General features: G+C 53.5%; 17 protein-coding genes. 4 read left to right on the top strand and 13 right to left on the bottom strand.

Going from position 1 to position 18,420, the window contains the following annotated elements; all coding sequences use genetic code 11:
- Positions 1–82 precede the first annotated feature (82 nt).
- From C7820_RS04950 to C7820_RS04940, 3 genes are all read right to left on the bottom strand, one after another.
- Positions 83–1,390: a hemolysin family protein gene (locus C7820_RS04950; protein WP_076171613.1), complete on the bottom strand. Its 1,308-nt coding sequence runs from the start codon at positions 1,388–1,390 to the stop codon at positions 83–85.
- A gap of 347 nt (positions 1,391–1,737) precedes the next feature.
- Positions 1,738–2,268 carry a spore coat protein GerQ gene (gene gerQ / locus C7820_RS04945; protein ID WP_240913155.1) on the bottom strand — a complete coding sequence of 177 codons (531 nt, stop codon included), beginning with the start codon at positions 2,266–2,268 and terminating at the stop codon, positions 1,738–1,740.
- Positions 2,269–2,334: 66 nt separating this feature from the next.
- Entirely contained in the window at positions 2,335–2,760 is a 426-nt protein-coding gene (locus C7820_RS04940; RefSeq protein WP_076171610.1) for a cell wall hydrolase, read from the bottom strand.
- 232 nt (positions 2,761–2,992) lie between these two features.
- Here C7820_RS04940 and C7820_RS04935 point away from each other — a divergent pair, with 232 nt between their 5' ends.
- From C7820_RS04935 to C7820_RS04925, 3 genes are all read left to right on the top strand, one after another.
- Positions 2,993–3,946, top strand: a complete 954-nt coding sequence (locus tag C7820_RS04935; RefSeq protein WP_116229991.1) for a carbohydrate ABC transporter permease — start codon at positions 2,993–2,995, stop codon at positions 3,944–3,946.
- Positions 3,943–4,767 (top strand): carbohydrate ABC transporter permease, encoded by an 825-nt coding sequence (locus C7820_RS04930; RefSeq protein ID WP_116229990.1) that lies wholly within the window; start codon positions 3,943–3,945, stop codon positions 4,765–4,767. Before C7820_RS04935 ends, C7820_RS04930 begins: the two co-directional genes overlap by 4 nt.
- Before the next feature lie 143 nt (positions 4,768–4,910).
- Positions 4,911–6,290: an ABC transporter substrate-binding protein gene (locus tag C7820_RS04925; protein WP_116229989.1), complete on the top strand. Its 1,380-nt coding sequence runs from the start codon at positions 4,911–4,913 to the stop codon at positions 6,288–6,290.
- 151 nt (positions 6,291–6,441) lie between these two features.
- Here the strand turns inward: C7820_RS04925 and C7820_RS04920 are convergent, their stop codons facing one another.
- The 9 genes from C7820_RS04920 to C7820_RS04880 all read right to left on the bottom strand — a co-directional run bounded on the left by C7820_RS04920 (position 6,442) and on the right by C7820_RS04880 (position 16,590).
- The gene (locus C7820_RS04920; protein WP_116229988.1) at positions 6,442–6,897 is read right to left on the bottom strand and encodes an SRPBCC family protein; all 456 of its coding nucleotides are present in this window, start codon (positions 6,895–6,897) and stop codon (positions 6,442–6,444) included.
- Positions 6,898–7,069: 172 nt separating this feature from the next.
- Positions 7,070–8,173 (bottom strand): hypothetical protein, encoded by a 1,104-nt coding sequence (locus tag C7820_RS04915; protein WP_116229987.1) that lies wholly within the window; start codon positions 8,171–8,173, stop codon positions 7,070–7,072.
- Positions 8,174–8,262: 89 nt separating this feature from the next.
- On the bottom strand, positions 8,263–10,053 hold the full coding sequence (locus tag C7820_RS04910) for a glycoside hydrolase family protein (protein WP_116229986.1): 1,791 nt from the start codon (positions 10,051–10,053) through the stop codon (positions 8,263–8,265).
- A 219-nt stretch (positions 10,054–10,272) separates the two neighbouring features.
- Positions 10,273–11,022, bottom strand: a complete 750-nt coding sequence (locus C7820_RS04905; protein ID WP_116229985.1) for an SDR family NAD(P)-dependent oxidoreductase — start codon at positions 11,020–11,022, stop codon at positions 10,273–10,275.
- Positions 11,023–11,194: 172 nt separating this feature from the next.
- Positions 11,195–11,626 carry a DUF2500 domain-containing protein gene (locus tag C7820_RS04900; RefSeq protein ID WP_089547788.1) on the bottom strand — a complete coding sequence of 144 codons (432 nt, stop codon included), beginning with the start codon at positions 11,624–11,626 and terminating at the stop codon, positions 11,195–11,197.
- 108 nt (positions 11,627–11,734) lie between these two features.
- On the bottom strand, positions 11,735–13,006 hold the full coding sequence (locus tag C7820_RS04895; protein WP_181908933.1) for a WD40/YVTN/BNR-like repeat-containing protein: 1,272 nt from the start codon (positions 13,004–13,006) through the stop codon (positions 11,735–11,737).
- Positions 13,007–13,181: 175 nt separating this feature from the next.
- Complete coding sequence (locus C7820_RS04890) at positions 13,182–13,784, bottom strand: nitroreductase family protein (protein WP_116229983.1); 603 nt, start codon at positions 13,782–13,784, stop codon at positions 13,182–13,184.
- Positions 13,785–14,371: 587 nt separating this feature from the next.
- Complete coding sequence (locus tag C7820_RS04885; RefSeq protein WP_116229982.1) at positions 14,372–15,046, bottom strand: SOS response-associated peptidase; 675 nt, start codon at positions 15,044–15,046, stop codon at positions 14,372–14,374.
- A gap of 257 nt (positions 15,047–15,303) precedes the next feature.
- Positions 15,304–16,590 carry an adenylosuccinate synthase gene (locus tag C7820_RS04880; RefSeq protein ID WP_116229981.1) on the bottom strand — a complete coding sequence of 429 codons (1,287 nt, stop codon included), beginning with the start codon at positions 16,588–16,590 and terminating at the stop codon, positions 15,304–15,306.
- Between the two features lie 107 nt (positions 16,591–16,697).
- Between C7820_RS04880 and C7820_RS04875 the strand changes: the two genes are divergently transcribed.
- Complete coding sequence (locus C7820_RS04875; RefSeq protein ID WP_116229980.1) at positions 16,698–17,576, top strand: LysR family transcriptional regulator; 879 nt, start codon at positions 16,698–16,700, stop codon at positions 17,574–17,576.
- Positions 17,577–17,641: 65 nt separating this feature from the next.
- On the opposite strand, the gene C7820_RS04870 is transcribed toward C7820_RS04875, so the two are convergent.
- Entirely contained in the window at positions 17,642–18,256 is a 615-nt protein-coding gene (locus C7820_RS04870; protein ID WP_309545738.1) for an NADPH-dependent F420 reductase, read from the bottom strand.
- Positions 18,257–18,420 lie beyond the last annotated feature (164 nt).

Below are 18,420 nucleotides of genomic sequence, written 5' to 3'. Positions count from 1 at the left end.
AGCGCCGCAGCACTGTGCCCTTTAGAAAGCACCCGCCAATCCGCGGCCTGCTCCCGTGAACTTCTCCCTATATGTTACAACTCTACGCGCCCGCTTCCTCGACCATGACCTCTGGCTTCAGGAGCTTAATCCTTGATATGCGCTTATTATCCGTTTCTTCCACTATGAAAATGTGGCCGTCCAGTTCTGCCGACAGTCCTCGCTGCGGAGGAATCGCCTCGATGCGTGAGTACAGCCAGCCGCCGATCGTATCGTAATCGGATGTATCCAGCTCCAGACCAAAGCGTTCGTTAATTTCTTCAATCAGCATCAATCCGTCAATCGAATATTCGTCGTCGCGGATTTTCTCGATTCCCGGACGCTCCTCGTCGAATTCGTCCTGAATTTCACCGACGATCTCTTCCATAATGTCTTCCAGGGTAACCAGCCCGGATGTGCCTCCATATTCGTCAATCAGGATGGCGATCTGGGTTTTGCCCCGCTGCATCAGTTTCAGCAATGCGCTGATCTGGATGGATTCGGGCACAGTCAGGATCGGACGTATCAAAGTATTGTATTCAAGCGTTGTGGAATGTAATAAGTCTTTAATGTGCAGGAAGCCGATGATATGGTCCTTATCCCCGTCACAGACAGGGTACCGGGTCCGCATGCCTTCATAAGCGATCTCGAGATTCTCCTCCCGGGACAGCTGAGTATTCAGACAGATCATCTCTGTTCGGGGAATCATGATTTCCCGTCCGGTCGTTTCCGCAAATTCGAATATGTTATCAACCAGTGCCATTTCCGTATTGTCAATGAGTCCGTTTTTGTTGCTTTCTTTCATCAGAATGCGGATTTCTTCCTCCGTATGCGCCGAGTCCGACTCGGAAGCCGGGGCGACACGGAACACCCGCAGCAGGCTGCCTGCCAATCCGTTCAATACCCAAATGAATGGGTACATCAATTTGTTGAAATAGATCATAATGGCCGACGACATGAGCACGACTGATTCCGCCTTGCGGATGGCCATCGTCTTCGGCGCCAGTTCTCCAAGCACAATATGGAGAATCGTAATAAGCAGGAATGCAATGACGACCGCTATGCCATGTACAGCTGCTTCGCCAAAACCTAGCGAATGAAGCAAAGGTCTGAGAAGCGTCGCGACCGCCGGTTCGCCGAGCCATCCAAGCCCCAGCGAAGCGAGCGTAATGCCCAGCTGGCATGCGGACAAATAAGCATCCAAATTGTTGACGATCTTGCGGGCATACACCGCGCCTCGTCGTCCTTCTTCCACCAAGGTCTCTACCCGGCTGCTCCGGACCTTGACCATGGCAAATTCAACCGATACAAAAAAACCGTTCAATAATACGAGTATAAAAACCCATATCAAACTCGGTAAGGGGTCTCCCAATCTGCTTCCTATTCACCGTCATCCTTGACCGGCAAATAGGTACACCTCCTTCGTAAGTTAAAATGGTGAACCACCGTTATCCACTGCTGCGAATAGGCCGTCAACTTCCCAATGGATTCATCTCCCTTCAAATAAACGAAATCTTTAGCTTAATTTATACACTATACTTAATTATATAATTATACACTACACAGTCAAACGGCAAGGTATGACTGCATCATTCAGAGACGGCCTGATATTTCAAGCAATCAAGCGGTTGCCAGGCTAAAAGAGCCGTCCCTTGTCAATTCAGACACCAGGGACGGCTTTTTCGTCATTTGCTATGGATTTTATGGGCGTAATGCGGTTTAACGGGTTGTCGGCGGGTTGCCGATAACACCCGGATATTGATAGATCAGCGGCTCGTCAAATGTAATATAGTCAAGGTTGATCGTCAGCAAAATAATCCGTTTGCCTGTCGATCGTTCGCTGATGATGATGTGGTCACGGCCTGCCGCCTCGATGACGCCGGTGAATATTTTTGCATTCCACTGCGAGTTGTTTTCGTATGTCATGTAAAAGGTGCCCGTTTTGCCCAGATTCAGGCGAAGTATGTTCTCAACGTACGACTGCTCAAACTGCTGGGAAGGCGGTGCCTGGATGACAGCGCCGGTCTGTGTGATCGGGCTGCCGCTGGTCACTGGCGGAGGAACGGTTCCCGTAGTTCCGGGCTGTCCCATCATCCCCTGATGACCCATCATCCCCTGGCCCATTTGCCCCATCATCCCCTGCTGGCCCATAGGACCCATCATTCCGTGCTGGCCCATCGGCCCCATGCCGGAGACCCCGGGATAACCTCCTCCAGAATACGTAACAGGTCGGAACGGTTGCGGTATCATTGTGTTTTGCATCCTCCTTTATATATCGCAAATTGGAAAACCATGTCCCATGTGCTGCTTGAAGGTCTATCCATAGACTCGTGGGCAATCCGCGGCGGTTGGGCTGAAGAAGCAGTGGGATTTAAAACGTCCGGTTTGTTGCTGGTTGAACCAGGTCGGCGGGCATTCTCCCGTCGGACGGAAGAACCACAGCGCATTGGATGCCGGCCAGGTTCTTTCACCGTTAATCGACCGCCTTGCAAGCCTGATGTCGGCGTCTCTTGCTCTTTGATAGAAGTACCCTTTTTGCGTGGACTCAAACCCGCCGGGACTTTGAAACACCATATCCCGAATGCTGCGGATATTGTTGAAATCCAGGCAGTTGCCGAGTACCCGGTTCACCCCGACATTGCCGACCATCAGCATGCCCAGGTCTCCCTCAGATTCCGCTTCCGCTCTCATGAGCCGTGCCAGCAGCCTGGTCTGCTCCGAATTGGTTTTGATGACAGCCAAAGGTCCATCCTCCTTGCTTCGATGTTTTCCTCTACAGTGTATGTGCATCCGCCCAGTTGGTGACCAGAAAAATTGCGCTTCTTGTCCTTTCCTGCGGCTCATTTACAAGCATTTGACAAAGTTGTCCGTTCCGCAGGAAAGCTTTACATTCGTCTGACTTCCCGTTAACAACGCCTCTCTATACTGGGTAAGGAAAGTCCACATCCTTATAAAGTGAGGTCGAACCAGGCTGATGGAAAAAGACATGACGCTACCCAATCCTCCCCGATCCCGCGCCCGTGCCGGGGCCATCCCGCTGAAATCGCTGCGCGTTTCCCGCTGGAAAGAACGGCTGCTGGCCTATTGCTTCCTGGCTCCTTCTCTTATCGTTTTCGGCATCTTCCTGTTTTACCCCCTTGGTAAATCCGTCTACCTGAGCTTGTTTTTGACGGATCCGCAGGGTCGGATAGCCGAATTCGTCGGAATCGACAATTTCAAGGCCGTGTTGAGCTCGGACCCGTTCTATAACAGCCTGTGGGTCACCGTAAAATACATCCTGTTCACCGTGCCGACCGGTGCGGCGGCTGCCCTGCTGCTTGCCGCCTTGTCCCACCAGAAGCTTAGAGGCATGAAGATCTTCCGTTTCATCTTTTCTCTGCCGATGGCCGTCTCGGTCGGAACCGGCTCTGTCATCTGGATGATTCTGTACCACCCGACCCTCAGCATTCTGAATTACGGGCTCAGCTTTCTCGGTATCCCGGCGATCCAATGGCTGACCGATCCGAAGTGGGCCCTGCCTTCGATCGCGATGATGACCATCTGGCTGAACCTCGGCTTTAACTACATCGTGCTGCTGAGCGGCCTGCAGGGCGTTCCGGACGACCTGTACGAAAGTGCCAAGATCGACGGCTCCGGATCGGTTCGAACGTTCTTCCGGATCTCGCTGCCGCTGATCTCTCCATCCCTTTTCTTCGTTGGGGTCGTGTCGATCATCAGCGCGTTCCAATCCTTTGCTCAAATCAACATTTTGACCAAAGGCGGCCCGATGAACAGCACCGACGTGCTCGTGTACAACATTTATCAGGATGCATTCATCAACTATCGATTCGGCAGCGGCAGTGCGCAGGCGCTGATCCTGTTCGTCTTGATCACGGCGCTGACGATCCTGCAGTTTAAATTCGGCGAAAAGAAGGTGCATTACCAATGACTCTTAACAGAATCCAGCAGCCGCTGCTGTACCTTCTTCTGATCCTGGCGTCTCTGGCGGTTTTGTTTCCGCTGCTGTACACGCTGTCGTCGGCCTTTATGAGCAGCGCAGAATCGGCGGCGTACCCGCCCAGGCTGCTTCCGTCGGGACTGCATTTCGCCAACTTCGTTCAGGTGTTCCAGACCATTCCGGTGGCCCGGTTCATCGGCAACAGCTTCGTCGTCGCCACGTCCATCATGCTCGGTCAGCTGATTACGGCCAGCCTCGCGGCGTATGCCTTCGCGTTCTTGCGCTTTCCTGGCAAGGCGCTGCTGTTCTCCCTGTTTCTGTCGACGATGATGATTCCATGGGAAGTCACGATGATTCCCAATTATTTGACCGTACGCAGCTGGCATTGGGTCGATACGTATCAAGGCTTGATCGTTCCCTTTATCGCTTCAGCGTTCGGCACGTTCCTGCTCAGACAGTACTTTTTGCAGCTTCCGAAAGAACTGTTCGAGGCGGCAAAAATGGACGGCTGCGGCCATCTCCGCATCTTTTCCCGGTTGGTGCTGCCTTTGTCGGCACCGGCCCTGGCTACCCTTGCCGTCTATTCCTTTCTGACGAATTGGAGCAATTATTTGTGGCCTCTGCTCATTACAAACAAGGAAAGCATGCGGACCGTACAGATCGGCATCGGCATGCTGCAGTTTGAGGAGGTCACCGCCTGGAACGTCGTCATGGCCGGCATCGTGGTGCTTCTGCTGCCGTCCCTCCTGCTCCTGATCATCGGTCTGAAGCCGTTGGTGCGGGGAATTACGGCAGGTGCGCTCAAAGGCTAGTGGCATGAGGAAAACGTCTATCGACGCACATTCAGTCCATTTACACTCAGAACCGGATCGTTGTTATAAGCCGGTTGGCGTTCCGGCCGGCTTATAATTTCCGATATCAATTAACGATTTCAAAAAGGGAGAGATTGTTGAAGATGAAACCATTCGGCAAGAAATCACTCGCCATGATGCTGCTGTCCTGCATGATGCTGATTACGGCGGCATGCGGAACATCCAGCGGTGGCCAAGCTTCCGGGGAAGATACGGCAAATGCCGCGGCTTCCGCCTCCGGCGGCAGCAGTCCCGTAAAGGTGGTCTGGTGGCATTCCATGAGCGGGGATGTGGGAAAAGCGGCACAGCAGCTGGTGGATGAATTTAACGCTTCTCATAAGGATATCGTCGTTCAGGCAGAATACCAGGGGACGTACGACGAGAGCCTGAACAAGCTCAAAGCTTCGCTCGGCTCGGACAGCGGTCCTTCCCTGATTCAGGTGTACGAGATCGGAAGCCGCTTCATGATCGACACCAAGGCGATTACACCCGTACAGCAGTTCATTGATGCGGACCAATTTGACATTTCGAACCTCGAACCGAACATTTTGAACTATTACAAATTTGACGACAAGCTGTACTCCATGCCGTTTAACACGTCCAACCCGATTTTGTACTACAACAAAGACGCGTTCAAAGCAGCCGGACTGGACCCTGAGAAGCCGCCGGCCACGTACGCCGAAGTGGCGGAAGCGGCGAAGAAGCTGACCAAGCAGGGACAAGCCGGCGGTTCCTTCGCGATCTACGGCTGGTTTATGGAGCAGCTGCTGGCCAATCAGGGCGCAGAGCTCCTGAACAACGGCAACGGCAGAACGAGTATGGCCACCGCCTCGCAGCTGAACAGTGACGCGGCCGTCAAGACGCTCGATTGGTGGAAGCAAATGGTGGACGACAAGTCGCTCTTGAACCTCGGTCGCAAGACGGATGATACGTCCAAAGCATTTGCAGCCGGCCAAATCGCCATGACGCTCGATTCCACGGCTTCGCTGCGAAGCATCGTTAAGGCTGCTGGTGACAAGTTTGAAGTCGGCACCGCCTTCCTGCCGAAGCCGGACGCCGCAACGAAAGGCGGAGTCATTGTCGGCGGGGCGAGCAACTGGATCCTGAACAATCGGCCGGAAGCCGAACAAAAAGCAGCCTGGGAGTTCATCAAATTTCTGGCCGAGCCGAAATCTCAAGCGGAATGGCATATCAATACCGGCTACTTCCCGATCACGACCAAAGCTTATGACGAACAGAACGTGAAAGACAACATGAAGCAGTACCCGCAATTCCAGACGGCCGTAGATCAGCTGCATCAAACCGAACCAAGCCTCGCTACCCAAGGCGCGGTGATGGGTGTGTTCCCCGAAGCGCGTCAGCTGACAGAAACGGCAATCGAGGAAGTGCTTAACAACAAGAAAACGTCCAAGCAGGCATTGGATGATGCCGCCAAGGAAATTACGAGCAAGATCGAGGAATATAACAAAACGGTTGGCCATTAAGGTCAACTAATAGCTTGAACCCTTAGCATGACCCTCTTATGTTGGCGAAGACAACGCTTATAGCAGCAACAAACAGAAAAAGCCGGAAGTTCTCTTCTCGAGAACTCCGGCTTTCGTTTTGTCTTTTGAAGGAATTAGTGTCCGTAAGCCGTTATAGGGAGATCGGCGGCATCGTCTTGCCTGTTTCCAAAAAGGTTTTGAGATTGCTGAGAATCGCCGGCCAGCCGTTGTTATACCCTTCAAAGGTTCGTTCCTCATCAACAAAGTCGCTGTCCAGCAAGTTCTCGTGCCGGAGGATCAGCTTCACGACCGAACCCATGGGCTGCAGCTCGAAGGTGACGACGCCCGGGCTGTTCCGTGGCGTGTTGTCCCCTTTATAGGTCCAAGTAAAAGAGAGCTGTCTGGGCGCATCGCAGGTCAGCACCTTGCCATAATCGGTTACCTCGCCGCCTCGCAAATAGTTCACGGCTGATCCGACTGTCCACTCGGATTCCACGCGTGTTCCGAAAAAGTATTTCTCGGTCAGGTTGCCATCGGTCAACGCTTGCCAAAGGTTCTCGGGCGTCGCAGCAATATAGGTGACATAAACAAAGGAGCGCTTGTCCATTTGGTTCATTTCCTCCCTCTTCTCATGGATTACGGAGCTTGTATCATCATAGACAGCAGACATAGGCAAGTCAAGTAAAGCCGCTGCGGGATAGCCATACACCAAAAAGCCCCGTTCCCAATGATTTGGAAACCGGGGCTTTCCTATGATGCAAAGACGCAGATAATCGTAATTAATCGCCAACGACCGACGAGTTCGTCAAGGCATCCACTTCGGCCGAGATTCCTTCGGCCAAACGGCGGATGGCCTCCCGGTCGACCGCCTGGTCATAAATTCGCAGAACGGGCTCCTGAACTTCTCTGATGGTGGCCAGCAGGGCGATCGCTTCCTTCATCGAGCGGGAGTAGCGCCCGCGAATTTCGGCGATCTGATCCTCATACTGTTCGTCGGTTCCTGCCGTAATCGCCAGCTCGTAAACATCGAGAATTTCGTCGCCCTCACGGCTCGGAAAATGCTCATGGGGCGCCGTGCTGTCAAAGATCGCCAGGCTCTGCTGCGGAAAAATAATCATGTCCAGGCTGTTCGGATCAAAGCCGCAGTGATAGATTTCCGTGTCGACCCCTCGCTCCTCCGCCGCTTTGGCAAGGCGTTTAAACAGCGTCGATTTGCCGGAACCCGGGCGGCCTTTGACGAAGACGCGCTTCTTGAGGCCATCCGTTAAATTCAGAACATAATCGACAGCCCCTTCACAGGTAGCCGCTCCAAGGAAACGGTGAACGGCATGGGCACGTCTTGGCCGGATCGGAACGAGATGTTCTTCCGCCCACTCTTCGGCAAGCCGGTCCATGACAGCCCGGTCCAGATTCTGGATATAGAAGGCTTCCCATTCATCATGGATCCGCAGCGTTTTTTGAAATGTATCGTAGGCTTGGCTGTATAGGGCGCTCGTTTGCCGTTCGGCTTCCTCAATGTCGCCGGCATGCTCGTTCAGCAGCTCCGCGGAAATGGCGTCCTCCAGATCGATCATGCGGATTTCGGTTCCTTCGAGAACCGGATCGGCGCTCCAGGCATTGCCGTCGACAACCCCGATGCCGATATCCTTCAGGATGAGGCCTTCCAGCCAGTCTCGGTTCAACGGATGATGAATATAATGAAGGCTCCAGCCCTTTTGGCTCCATGCTTCGGCAAGCTCCGAAAGAAACGCCGAGATGGCCGTCCCTGCCCGGCCCTGCAGAACGAAGACCGTATCCAAGCCGCTCAGCACCGAATCAAACAGCGTATATAAACCGTCCGCCGTATTTCCCCTTGCAAAATAATGCTTCACTCGATCCGCCATACGGGTCAACACTCCTTTATCGTCCGAAAATGTTTACATCCTATGTTATGCATGGCGGCAGATCTGTGTGAATGCCCAGGGAAAACAGGTTAAGGCTTCGCGGTTCTCCAGTAGTCATAAGCGTGAACAACGTTTCCGGAATAGGACGGCGAGTCGGCCAGCAGCCCAGTCAGCTTCGCGAGTTCTTCCTCCATGTAGGCGGATCCTTCCTCGGCAAAAGTAATATGGTTCCCTTCCCCGCTGTCCTTCATTTCGACAGAGATGAGAATCGGCTTCCCAAGCTCATTGGCAAAGGCGATCTCTTCCTTGGAGACGGCTGCGATCCCGTTCGTTCCTCCCGCCGTATCGCGGAATGCCATCAGGGATACAAAATCCATCTTGTCGATTATCCACTTGCTGATGGATTCATCCGTGCCGGGGACCTTGTATTTGTCCAGCCAAACGGCCAAATCCATGCTGGCCTGCAGATTCGAATCCTTTTTGATTTCCTGGACAAAAGCGCTCAAATTCCCTGTCCATTCCTCAAGGAGGTGGTCCGGATCCTTTCTCCATTCCGGCAGCACGTACGGCTCGATATCCAGATGGATACCGTGGAAACGCTCGTCCCCTGCCACCTCCTGGTTATATTTCTTCACATAATTCACCAGTTTCATCATCTTCGGCCGGCTCTCCGTCAGTGCCCAAATCGGGTGACCGCCCATGGCGTGGACTTCGATGCCAGCCGCTGAGGCTTCCTTCACAAACGAACGATACGCTTCGACCGGCTGCTGAAGGTCCAGGCGGACGAACAGCCAGTTCAGCTTCTTCTCCTTGGCAAATTCGATAATTTCCTGGCCATGTTCCATGACCTGATTGGCTTCCCATACGTATGTACCTCGCACCTGTTTATCCCTATCAACCGGATCAGGGTCCGGCACTTGGCCATCCGAAGGTGTCTCAGGTTCCGGATCTGGATTAGGTGCGGGATCCGGTTTGGTGCCTCCCGGCTCTCCGCCGTCCGGCATGTTCTCCCAGTTGCGGAAGTCGTGAATCGCGATGCCTCCATACGAGGTATAGGATTCCAGCGCGCCCGACAGCGATGCAAGCGATTGATCCATTTCGCTTTTACCGCTTCCGTAGAAGGAAGTATATTCCTCACCGGGCATTTGCTTCGTATTGACGGCCACGAGGACTTTGGTGCCGAGCCGCTGGGCGGATTCCATCTCGTCCCTGGCCAGTTCCACGATGCCGTGTTCCGAATCGACCGTATTGCGGTAAGCCAGAACGGTCACATGGTCAAACGACTTCATAAACCATTCGGTCAGCTTCTCGTCGCCCTGGCCCGGGACGGTATACCCGTCAAACCAGAACGGAAGATCGATCCCGACGTCCAGCTTGGAGCCTGAAGCATGCGCCGCATCCAGGAACGCTTGTATATTATTGATCCAGGTCCCGATGACCCCTTCAGGGTCGGTGCCCCATTCCGGAAGAACATAAGGTTCGATGTCCAGATGGATACCGTCGAACTGGGCGTCGGACGCTTCAGCGTTGTTGTAATCGTTTACCCAATCCACCAGGCCCACAAGCCGGTCACGGTGCTTGGTCTGTGCCCAACCCGGGTCACCACCGAGCGCATGCACGGCAATGTTGTCAGCATGAGCATTTTTTATGAAAGCCTCATATTCGCTTGCCGGCATGTCCCGATTAATCTGTAAGTAAATCAAGTTGATTCCTTGGTTTTGGGCAAAGTCAAGCAGGTCCTTCCCGCCATCCTCGATCAGCTCCGTCTGCCATACCCATGTGGCTTTGACCGGTCCGGACGGGGATGAAAACCCCATCAGCAGCCAAGCCGAAAGGCACATCAGCGCGGTCAGCAGGATTCGAGAACTTTTGACAATCATAATTTCCCTCCATTCCTATAGATCTCTAGCAGAACGGAGTAATTATAGCATTGATGTCGAAAAAAGAGATGAGCCCAAGTCCTTATTAGGCTGGGCTCACCTCGGGCAGCATGATTCCGGACTGCATAGAAGGAACTAAATCCTCCAGTTAATTTTTTCCTTTTACAAGGCTAAAGAGAAAAATTGGAAAGGATTAGTACCTTTTGATTAGTCGAAAAGTTACGGTTCATATATCATTTTGCGGGTCATGCCCCCATCGACTACGAGGTGGGTCCCGGTTACAAATGAATTGTCCGGATCTGCCAAATATAGACAAGCACGGGCGATATCATCCGGTTTACCTACTCGTCCCGCCGGATGCTGACTGTGGTCCTCCTCCCGCAGGGCGGAGTAGTCACCCGTTTCGATCCATCCCGGGCTGATGCAGTTGACACGAATCCCGTCCGGCCCAAGGGAGACGGCCATCGCATGGGTCAAGGCCACGATCGCCCCTTTGGAGGCGGCATACGCCTCGGAATTTGGCTCTGACATGAGTGAACGGGTCGACGCCATGTTCACAACGGATCCATGAATCCCCTTCTCCTTCATGATCCGGGCCGCTTCCCTGGTCGCCAGGAAACAGCTGCGGACATTGGTGTTCAGGACGTCATCCCATTCGTCCACCGTCAGATCGTACGGCGACTTCCAGCGTGACACGCCGGCATTGTTGATCACGACGTCGAGTCTCCCGTATTCGTCCAGCGCCGTCTGCATCAGCCGCTTGATATCCGCTTCGCTTCGCACGTCGCACGGGCAGAACACGGCTTGTCCCCCGTCCTGGCGGATGGAGGCGGCAGCTGCCGCACCTTTCTCCTCATGATGATCTCCCAGGACGACCAGCGCGCCATGCCGGGCAAAAGCCCGGGCAACCCCTTCTCCGATTCCCTGTGCCGCCCCGGTTACCACGACGACTTTTCCTTCGAATGACATGACCATTCCTCCTTTAGATCTAATCTCGATGTCTCTATTTAACCTTAACGCAGCCGGGGAATCAAGAAACGTCCGAGCTGCACACCGCCCGCGCAAATCAGAAAAAAAGCGCCTCCGGCAGAGCAATCTGCCGAAGACGCATCCATTCAATGCTTTGGATTCGTGTCCGAAACTATGGGTTCATCCTCCGAAAAGCGCCGGGGGTGCCTTCTTCTCCGGATACGCGCATGTAGCGCTGAAATCCCAGGTATCTCGTTCCCTGGAAGGTAAGACGGCCTGCGTCGCCCTCGGCGCATAAGCCGTACTGTTCGCCGCTGACCGTAAATTCCATCCGGTCGCCGCTCTCCACTTCGAAAGTAAGGTAATAGGTCGTTTTCGTATAGCTGGATAGATGGTCATTGGTATCTTGATGCTGATGATGGCTGACCTGACTGCGTTTGCTGACAATCCGGGAATCCACGGTGAGCACGGGCTGCTTGTTGTTGCGCCCCCACTGCAGAATACCTTTTCCGGCAGACAGTACAATAATTCCGATAACAACGACAAAAAAGATCGGCATGACCTTTCCGAAGAAATCGAACATCCAGAAAGACGTATCTCCCATGCTCTTCCCCCTTCCATCCACCAGCTTCAAGCTTCACAGTGACACGCATAGCATGGTCATTAACAGTATATGCGTCCATTTGAAGAACTTGATGCCAATCTTACGGGATCAGAGCACTTTCCATGTAATTCCCCCATCAATCGTCTGAAGGAGCCTCGATCGCATTTCGTCATTTTTCATAACGAGCATCCAGCCGACTCGCTGGGAGCTGAATTGCAGCTTACCGACTTCGGGATATTCCTTTAATATACTGGTCAGCACGCGGCTTGCGGGCAGCGGCATCCACGTCTTCCCTTGGTCTTCGGTGTGATACACTAGATTGCCGACCAGAGCCCAGCCTTGTGTAGAATTAATAAATGAAGGCCGGAGCGACTGGTTTACGCCCTTATTCCAACCCAGGTTAAAAGGGGCGAAAGTCCAGGTCTGGCCTTGGTCCGTCGTGAAAAAGCCGTTGTATTTAGCTGAATCGCCGACCTGGCAGCCGACCGGAATCCAGCCTTCCGTATTTGACGTATCGAAAAATTCCGGGCTTGACGGAATAAATCCGCTGCAGGACGCCAGCTTGTCCCGGTTAAAAAACGCCGGTCCTTCACTCCACTCGCTGCCCCCATCCTGTGTACGGTACAGCTTCGGCACCCCAAGCTCCTGAATCATCGCATAGCCTTTTGCCGGGCTGGTAAAGGTCATGCCCATCGCATAGCCGAGCGGCGGAATAGCACCCTGCGTCGACGTCTGATTGCTGCTGATATAATTATGCATCACCATTTTCCATTTGGCTCCGCCGTCTTCAGTTTTATACAGCGTTTTATCCTGTTTGCCTGTCGATGATTCCGCGGTCAGCATAATCCAGCCGACGTTATTGGAATCGAAAAAGATCGAGGTCACCTTGTTCTTGTCCGGGATGGAGGACACTTTCCAGGAACCGCCTCCGTCCGACGTATGCAGCACGATCGTCTCCGACGTGCCGGAAGCGCTGCGGACCACCCAGCCGTTCATCCGGTCCTTGAAATACAGGTCTCTTCCATATTTTAAATTGTCGGGAAATTGTACATTGGAAGCCGGCGAGATGTTGACCCACGTTTTTCCGTTGTCTTCCGTGAGGTACATCCGCAGTTCATTTCTCGTCAGTCCCCACGCGATACCCGTCGTCCCGCTCAGGAGCTGGAAGTCCGTCAAGCGGGTCTGTATTTGGTATTGGGATGGATCTTCCGCAGCGGCCTTGGCTGATTCTGTCGGCACCACGGTCAGTGTTTGCCCCAGCTCCGCAGGCTCGGGATCCGGGACAGGTACAGACGCGGGTTCTTCCTTCTCTGATGTGCAGGCAGAGAGCAATAAACAGAACAGGAGACCCATGCCCGTCCATTGTTTCCACCGTTTCATTCTCATTCCTCCTTCGCTGAGGACCCTTACACTCAAGTCATCTTCTAAAATAAATATTATAACATAAAGAGGTGCTCACGCCAGTCGGATACGACTGGTATGCAATGGTACACAAAAATACCCGGCATCCTCATAAAGGACACCGGGTATTGTTTACTGGTATGGGTGCAATGGATCAGCGAACCACTTTCACGCGTTCTTCGATCGGCTGGAACTCCTTGTCTCCTGCCGGTGCCGTCGGTTTGCCGAAAGGCATTTGGGCGATCAGCTTCCAGGATTCGGGAAGGTTCCATTCGCCGCGGACGCGCTCGTCGATCAGCGGGTTGTAATGCTGAAGCGAGGCGCCGAAACCTTCAAGCTCCAGCGCCGTCCATACGATCAGCTGCACCATCCCCGAGGTTTGATTGGACCATATCGGGAAGTTTTCGCTGTAGGCGGCGAATTGGTCCTGAAATTTGCGGACGACATCCATGTCTTCATAGAATAAAACGGTGCCGTAGCCGCTGCGGAACGAACCGATCTTTTGCTCGGTCGATTTGAACGCCTCCGGGTTGTTGACGACCTCGCGCAAAATATCTTCCGTAATATCCCACAAGCGGTCATGATTGGAACCGAGCAGAACGACCGCGCGGGAGGTTTGGGAGTTGAACGAGGAAGGCGCATGCTTGACTGCGTCCTCCACGATTTCCTGAATACGCTCATCGGTGGTCACGTTCTGTTTGCTGATGGTATAGATGGAACGTCTTCTTTTCAGTGCTTCGATAAAATCCTTGGGCATCGCTCTCTCTTACCTCCATGTTATATATCTGGCGACAATGTGCCTGGACCAAGGAAAATGAATTTTGGCCGTTACCGGTTAACTTTCCCAGCCGGCTTTTTTAATATTCGGACCCGCTGGGATTGTTGCATCAAAAAGGCAGGCCCATCCGCTGATATCACGAATGGACCTGCCTGTTAGTTACACGTTGTTCCGGGCTTCGTTTTCAATAGTACGCTTCATAACCTCTGCTCCCCGGTCGACCCGGATCAGGATTTCCGCTGCCTGCGGATTTCCTCATTTTGTTCTTTGGTGCGCGGAGACATGATACGTCCACCTTTTCGTTGACTTAGATAGTTTGAACTAAAGTATTTGCATTGAGCATCCTTTGATAACGGCCAAATATGCCTATAACATTCATTTCTTTAGTTCATTCTATATAGATACTAGTCGAAATTATAGGAGAAGCATACCGGGTTGTCAATTTACCGGCCATCGTCGGCAAACACAAAAAGCCTTAGGGCTGATTCAGCTCGAAAAGGCGTTAGATTCCCTCCCGCTGCTCAGCCGTAAGGCTTTTTCGTAAGCAGTGATCAACTGCTTTAATTTTAACGTTTTACCCAGGCCCGCTCCAGGTTCATTTCCTGAATACATTCCTCCGTGTCATGCGTGTCGTTGTCGATGAGCGGCGTGACCGCGTATGCATGCATCTCTTCCGCCGAATGAGTTCGCAGAATCGGATCCAGCGCGTCCAGGTCCATCGTATTTTCATCCAGCCAGCGCTCCATGTCCCCGGGAGAGAGAATCGCCGGCATTCGGGCGTCGAATTCACCGATCAGCGGATTGGCATCCGTCATGACCAGGGTGCAGGTGCGCAGCGGCTCTCCACGCGTATCCCGCCAAATTTCATACAATCCGGCCACCCCAAACATGCTGCGGTTTTTCATCACTACACGGACAGGATAAGACTTCTTGCCTTCCCTCTTCCAGTAGTAAAATCCGTTGCAGGGGATCACGCAGCGCTGCTTGTCCACCATTTTCCGGTAACTGGGGTTCTGGTGCACATTCCGGAGGTCCGCATTGATCGCGTCTTTTCCCCAATAGGGGATAAAGCCCCAGCGGAATTCATCCAGAATCCGCGCCCCGTCCTGCTGGAGCACCACCGGCATATGCTGAGTCGGACTGATGTTGTAGCGATTTTTATAGTAATACATCACCCGTTCGATTTGAAAATGCTCCTGAACCTCCGGCAGCTCGGCGGCCATGGAAAAACGTTGACACATGAAGCATCAGCCTCCCTTTACCCCGTATTGTTTGCCATTGGAGGGAAATTATTCATGTGCCTGCCGCCTCACAACAAAAAAACGGCCCCCTTCACGGAGGGAACCGTTCTAAAGCTTGGTTACTCGGAAAACACTGTCGGAGTCTCGGTCAGGTTCTCGCGTGATTTTTATTTCCTCGTCTTTCTAATAAAACAGCCGCTTAACGGCCGCCCGAAGCTTTCGGGCTGAAGCAGCTCGATCGGCGAATCGCCCGAGCTCTATAGATTACGCGTGATCAGCTGGTCCCGTTTAGGCCCCACGGATACGTATTTTACTTTCACCCTTGCGGTCACTTCGATGATCTCGATATATCGCTTCGCCGCCTCAGGCAGCTCATCAAAGGAACGAATGCCGGAAATGTCACAGTTCCAGCCCTTGTGATGCTGCAGAACCGGCTTGGCCTCATCCAGCTTCGCGCTCACTGGAAACTGGTCGGTCACCGTCCCGTCAGCCAGCTGATATCCGATGCATACAGGGATTTGGTCCAGGTACCCGAGCACGTCCAGGTTCGTTAACGCGATCTCGGTGGCTCCCTGAATCATGCAGCCATAGCGAGTTGCTACCGCATCGAACCAGCCCACTCGTCTCGGACGTCCGGTTAATACGCCGTATTCGCCCGCATCGCCACCGCGCCGGCGCAGCTCCTCGGCTTCTTCGCCTGCCAGCTCGGTGACGAACGGGCCGGCACCGACGCAGCTCGAATAAGCTTTGACCACCGCCACCACCTGGGATATCGCATACGGCGGCAGGCCGGCGCCTACCGGCGCGAATCCGGCCAGCGTTGAAGAGGATGTGGAGAACGGGTAAATGCCGTGATCCGGGTCCCGCAGCGCTCCCAGCTGACCTTCCAGCAAAATGCCTTCCCCTTTGCGGTAGGCCTCATTCAGCATTTGGGCCGTATCGCACACGAACGGACGAATCTTCTCGCCCTGCTCCAGTAATGCCGGCATGAGATCCTCCGGAGTTAGAGGCTGATGACCATAAAGATGTGTCAGCAGAACATTTTTGGCTTCCAGCATTTGTTGCAGGCGGCGCCGAAGTCTTTCTTCATCGTACAGATCGGCCACCTGCACGCCGAGCTTGGCGTATTTATCGGCGTAAAACGGGGCAATCCCCTGCTTCGTCGATCCAAAGCTCCGTGCCCCCAAGCGTTCCTCTTCCAGCTCATCCAGCAGCCGGTGAACCGGCAGGACGACCTGCGCCCGATCCGATATGGCCAGTTTCGGTTCACGGACGCCTCTTGCCAGCAATGCTTCCCGTTCGCTCACCAACACGTTTACGTCCAGCGCTGTTCCCGTTCCAATCACGTTCGTCACATGCGGATAAAATACGCCGGAAGGCAGCATATGCAGTCCGAACTTCCCGTATTCGTTAATAATCGTGTGCCCGGCATTGCTTCCGCCCTGATATCTCACCACATAAGATGATTTGGCTGCCAGCACGTCGGTCATCTTGCCCTTTCCTTCATCGCCCCAGTTGGCTCCAACAATCGCTGTTACGGTCAATGGTTTGGCCTCCTCTTGTTTTCCTTTACAGCGATCATTATAATTTGGATTGGTCACATAAGTAAAATTGATATTAATAATGATCTATATAAATTGAGGTAATGACAATGAATATTCAAATGGAATGGTACCGTGTTTTTTACTGGACGGCCAAGCTTGGCAGTTTGACAAAGGCGGCAGAGCAGCTGCATATTACCCAGCCTGCAGTCAGCCATACGTTAAAGCAATTGGAAGGTGCTCTTGGCGGGGCTTTATTTTTCCGGACAGCAAAAGGAGTCACGTTAACCGCAGAAGGCGAAGTGTTGTACAGCTACGTGGAACAGGCCATGCAGATGCTGGACATCGGGGAAAAAAAGATGGCCGAGATGCAAAATCTGCTGCTTGGGGAAATCCATATCGGAGCGAGCGACACCTTGTGCAAACACTACCTGCTGCCATGCCTCGAACAGTTCCACCAGCAGTATCCGGACATCCGGGTGCATGTCACGAACCGGACGACGCCAGAGACGATCACCTTGTTAAAAGAAGGAAAAATCGACTTCGGGATCGTGAATCTGCCTGCGGACGACCCCAAAATCGATTTTCGGCCAAGCGCTCCCCAGCAGGACTGCCTTGTCGGGCATCCGAAGTATGCGGAATTGGCACGGCAGCCGCTGCCTTTGGCGGAGCTACACCAATACCCGCTGCTGCTTCTGGAACCGGGTGGGAGTACGCGCCGATTTCTTGACAGCTACGCCGGGGCGCACGGCACGACCCTTCATCCGGAATTCGAGCTTGGCAGCCTCGATCTCTTAGTCCAGTTTGCCCAGAGCGGATTTGGGCTCACCTTCATTACGCGCCAATTCATCACCGAAGAGTTAGCCTCGGGCAAATTGGTAGAGATCCCTTTGACACCTCCGATTCCACTTCGGCACATCGGGATTGCGACGCTCAAAAACGTTCCGCTTTCGGCTGCATCCAGACGGTTTATCGGCTTTTTGTCGTAGCTGAAAACCGGAATGCTGCCTAAGATACCGTTCACGGTTGAGTAATGATGGACCCGCTCCCGGATTTAAGCATCTATCGATTCCCGCCGGAGCAGGCGAAAGCCGAAATCGCGTCCGAACAAGGGCGATAGCGCCTGCCACAGCATGCCGATCCCGGCCTCTATCCGTTCCATGTTTTCGGAATCGCCGACATCCACCGGATCCAACCGGATGTCGCGGGACAACCGGGCAACCGTATCCTTTGCTTCGGCATCCTCCCCGCTGATATAAACGGTGGCATTGCCCTCCTCGTATCGGGGCTGGGCAAGCACTTCCCAAGTAAGGGTATGGAATGCCCGGACAACCCTGGCTTCCTGCGCCAGTCTACGCACCTCTTTATCTGCCGACTGCCCGTCGAAACGGATGGTGCAGTTGATCAAAACTTTGCCGGCCAGAGCCCCGGCTTCCGCCAGCACCCTTTCCACTTGGTCCGCCATTACGGCCAGCAGAATGACTTCGCCAAAAGAAGCCGCTTCCCGCACGCTTCCTGCCTGCACCTGAGGGCCGGCCTCCTTGAGCAGAGCTTGAATTCGCTCATTTTGCGGATCCCGAGTGCCGAACATCACCTCATGCCCCTCTGCGGCCCATTTTTTCCCGAGCGTTCCACCCATGTGTCCCGTTCCGATCACACCTATTTTCATGGTCATTCTCCTTTGCGATGGATAGATTGAGGGGGAGCAAGCCCCTCTCTCAAGCATTCTAATCGCTGGAGCCGTCTCCAGCGCAAGTCATGATAACAACATTTTTAATACGGGTAACCTCTTGTCCTGTTCAGACGTCTTAGATAAAAAGGAGTGAACTTTGA

This window comes from Paenibacillus sp. VMFN-D1, from assembly GCF_003386155.1.
Classification (GTDB): Bacteria; Bacillota; Bacilli; order Paenibacillales; family Paenibacillaceae; genus Paenibacillus_AQ; species Paenibacillus_AQ favisporus.
This window is presented reverse-complemented; position numbering and strand designations above follow the sequence as displayed.

What these genes read in the sequence shown, in the direction of transcription:
- gerQ (WP_240913155.1), bottom strand. Translation starts at nt 2,268, where the DNA reads ATGATACCGCAACCGTTCCGACCTGTTACGTATTCTGGAGGAGGTTAT.
- C7820_RS04935 (WP_116229991.1), top strand. Translation starts at nt 2,993, where the DNA reads ATGGAAAAAGACATGACGCTACCCAATCCTCCCCGATCCCGCGCCCGT.
- C7820_RS04930 (WP_116229990.1), top strand. Translation starts at nt 3,943, where the DNA reads ATGACTCTTAACAGAATCCAGCAGCCGCTGCTGTACCTTCTTCTGATC.
- C7820_RS04925 (WP_116229989.1), top strand. Translation starts at nt 4,911, where the DNA reads ATGAAACCATTCGGCAAGAAATCACTCGCCATGATGCTGCTGTCCTGC.
- C7820_RS04920 (WP_116229988.1), bottom strand. Translation starts at nt 6,897, where the DNA reads ATGGACAAGCGCTCCTTTGTTTATGTCACCTATATTGCTGCGACGCCC.
- C7820_RS04915 (WP_116229987.1), bottom strand. Translation starts at nt 8,173, where the DNA reads ATGGCGGATCGAGTGAAGCATTATTTTGCAAGGGGAAATACGGCGGAC.
- C7820_RS04910 (WP_116229986.1), bottom strand. Translation starts at nt 10,053, where the DNA reads ATGATTGTCAAAAGTTCTCGAATCCTGCTGACCGCGCTGATGTGCCTT.
- C7820_RS04905 (WP_116229985.1), bottom strand. Translation starts at nt 11,022, where the DNA reads ATGTCATTCGAAGGAAAAGTCGTCGTGGTAACCGGGGCGGCACAGGGA.
- C7820_RS04900 (WP_089547788.1), bottom strand. Translation starts at nt 11,626, where the DNA reads ATGGGAGATACGTCTTTCTGGATGTTCGATTTCTTCGGAAAGGTCATG.
- C7820_RS04895 (WP_181908933.1), bottom strand. Translation starts at nt 13,006, where the DNA reads ATGAAACGGTGGAAACAATGGACGGGCATGGGTCTCCTGTTCTGTTTA.
- C7820_RS04890 (WP_116229983.1), bottom strand. Translation starts at nt 13,784, where the DNA reads ATGCCCAAGGATTTTATCGAAGCACTGAAAAGAAGACGTTCCATCTAT.
- C7820_RS04885 (WP_116229982.1), bottom strand. Translation starts at nt 15,046, where the DNA reads ATGTGTCAACGTTTTTCCATGGCCGCCGAGCTGCCGGAGGTTCAGGAG.
- C7820_RS04875 (WP_116229980.1), top strand. Translation starts at nt 16,698, where the DNA reads ATGAATATTCAAATGGAATGGTACCGTGTTTTTTACTGGACGGCCAAG.
- C7820_RS04870 (WP_309545738.1), bottom strand. Translation starts at nt 18,256, where the DNA reads ATGAAAATAGGTGTGATCGGAACGGGACACATGGGTGGAACGCTCGGG.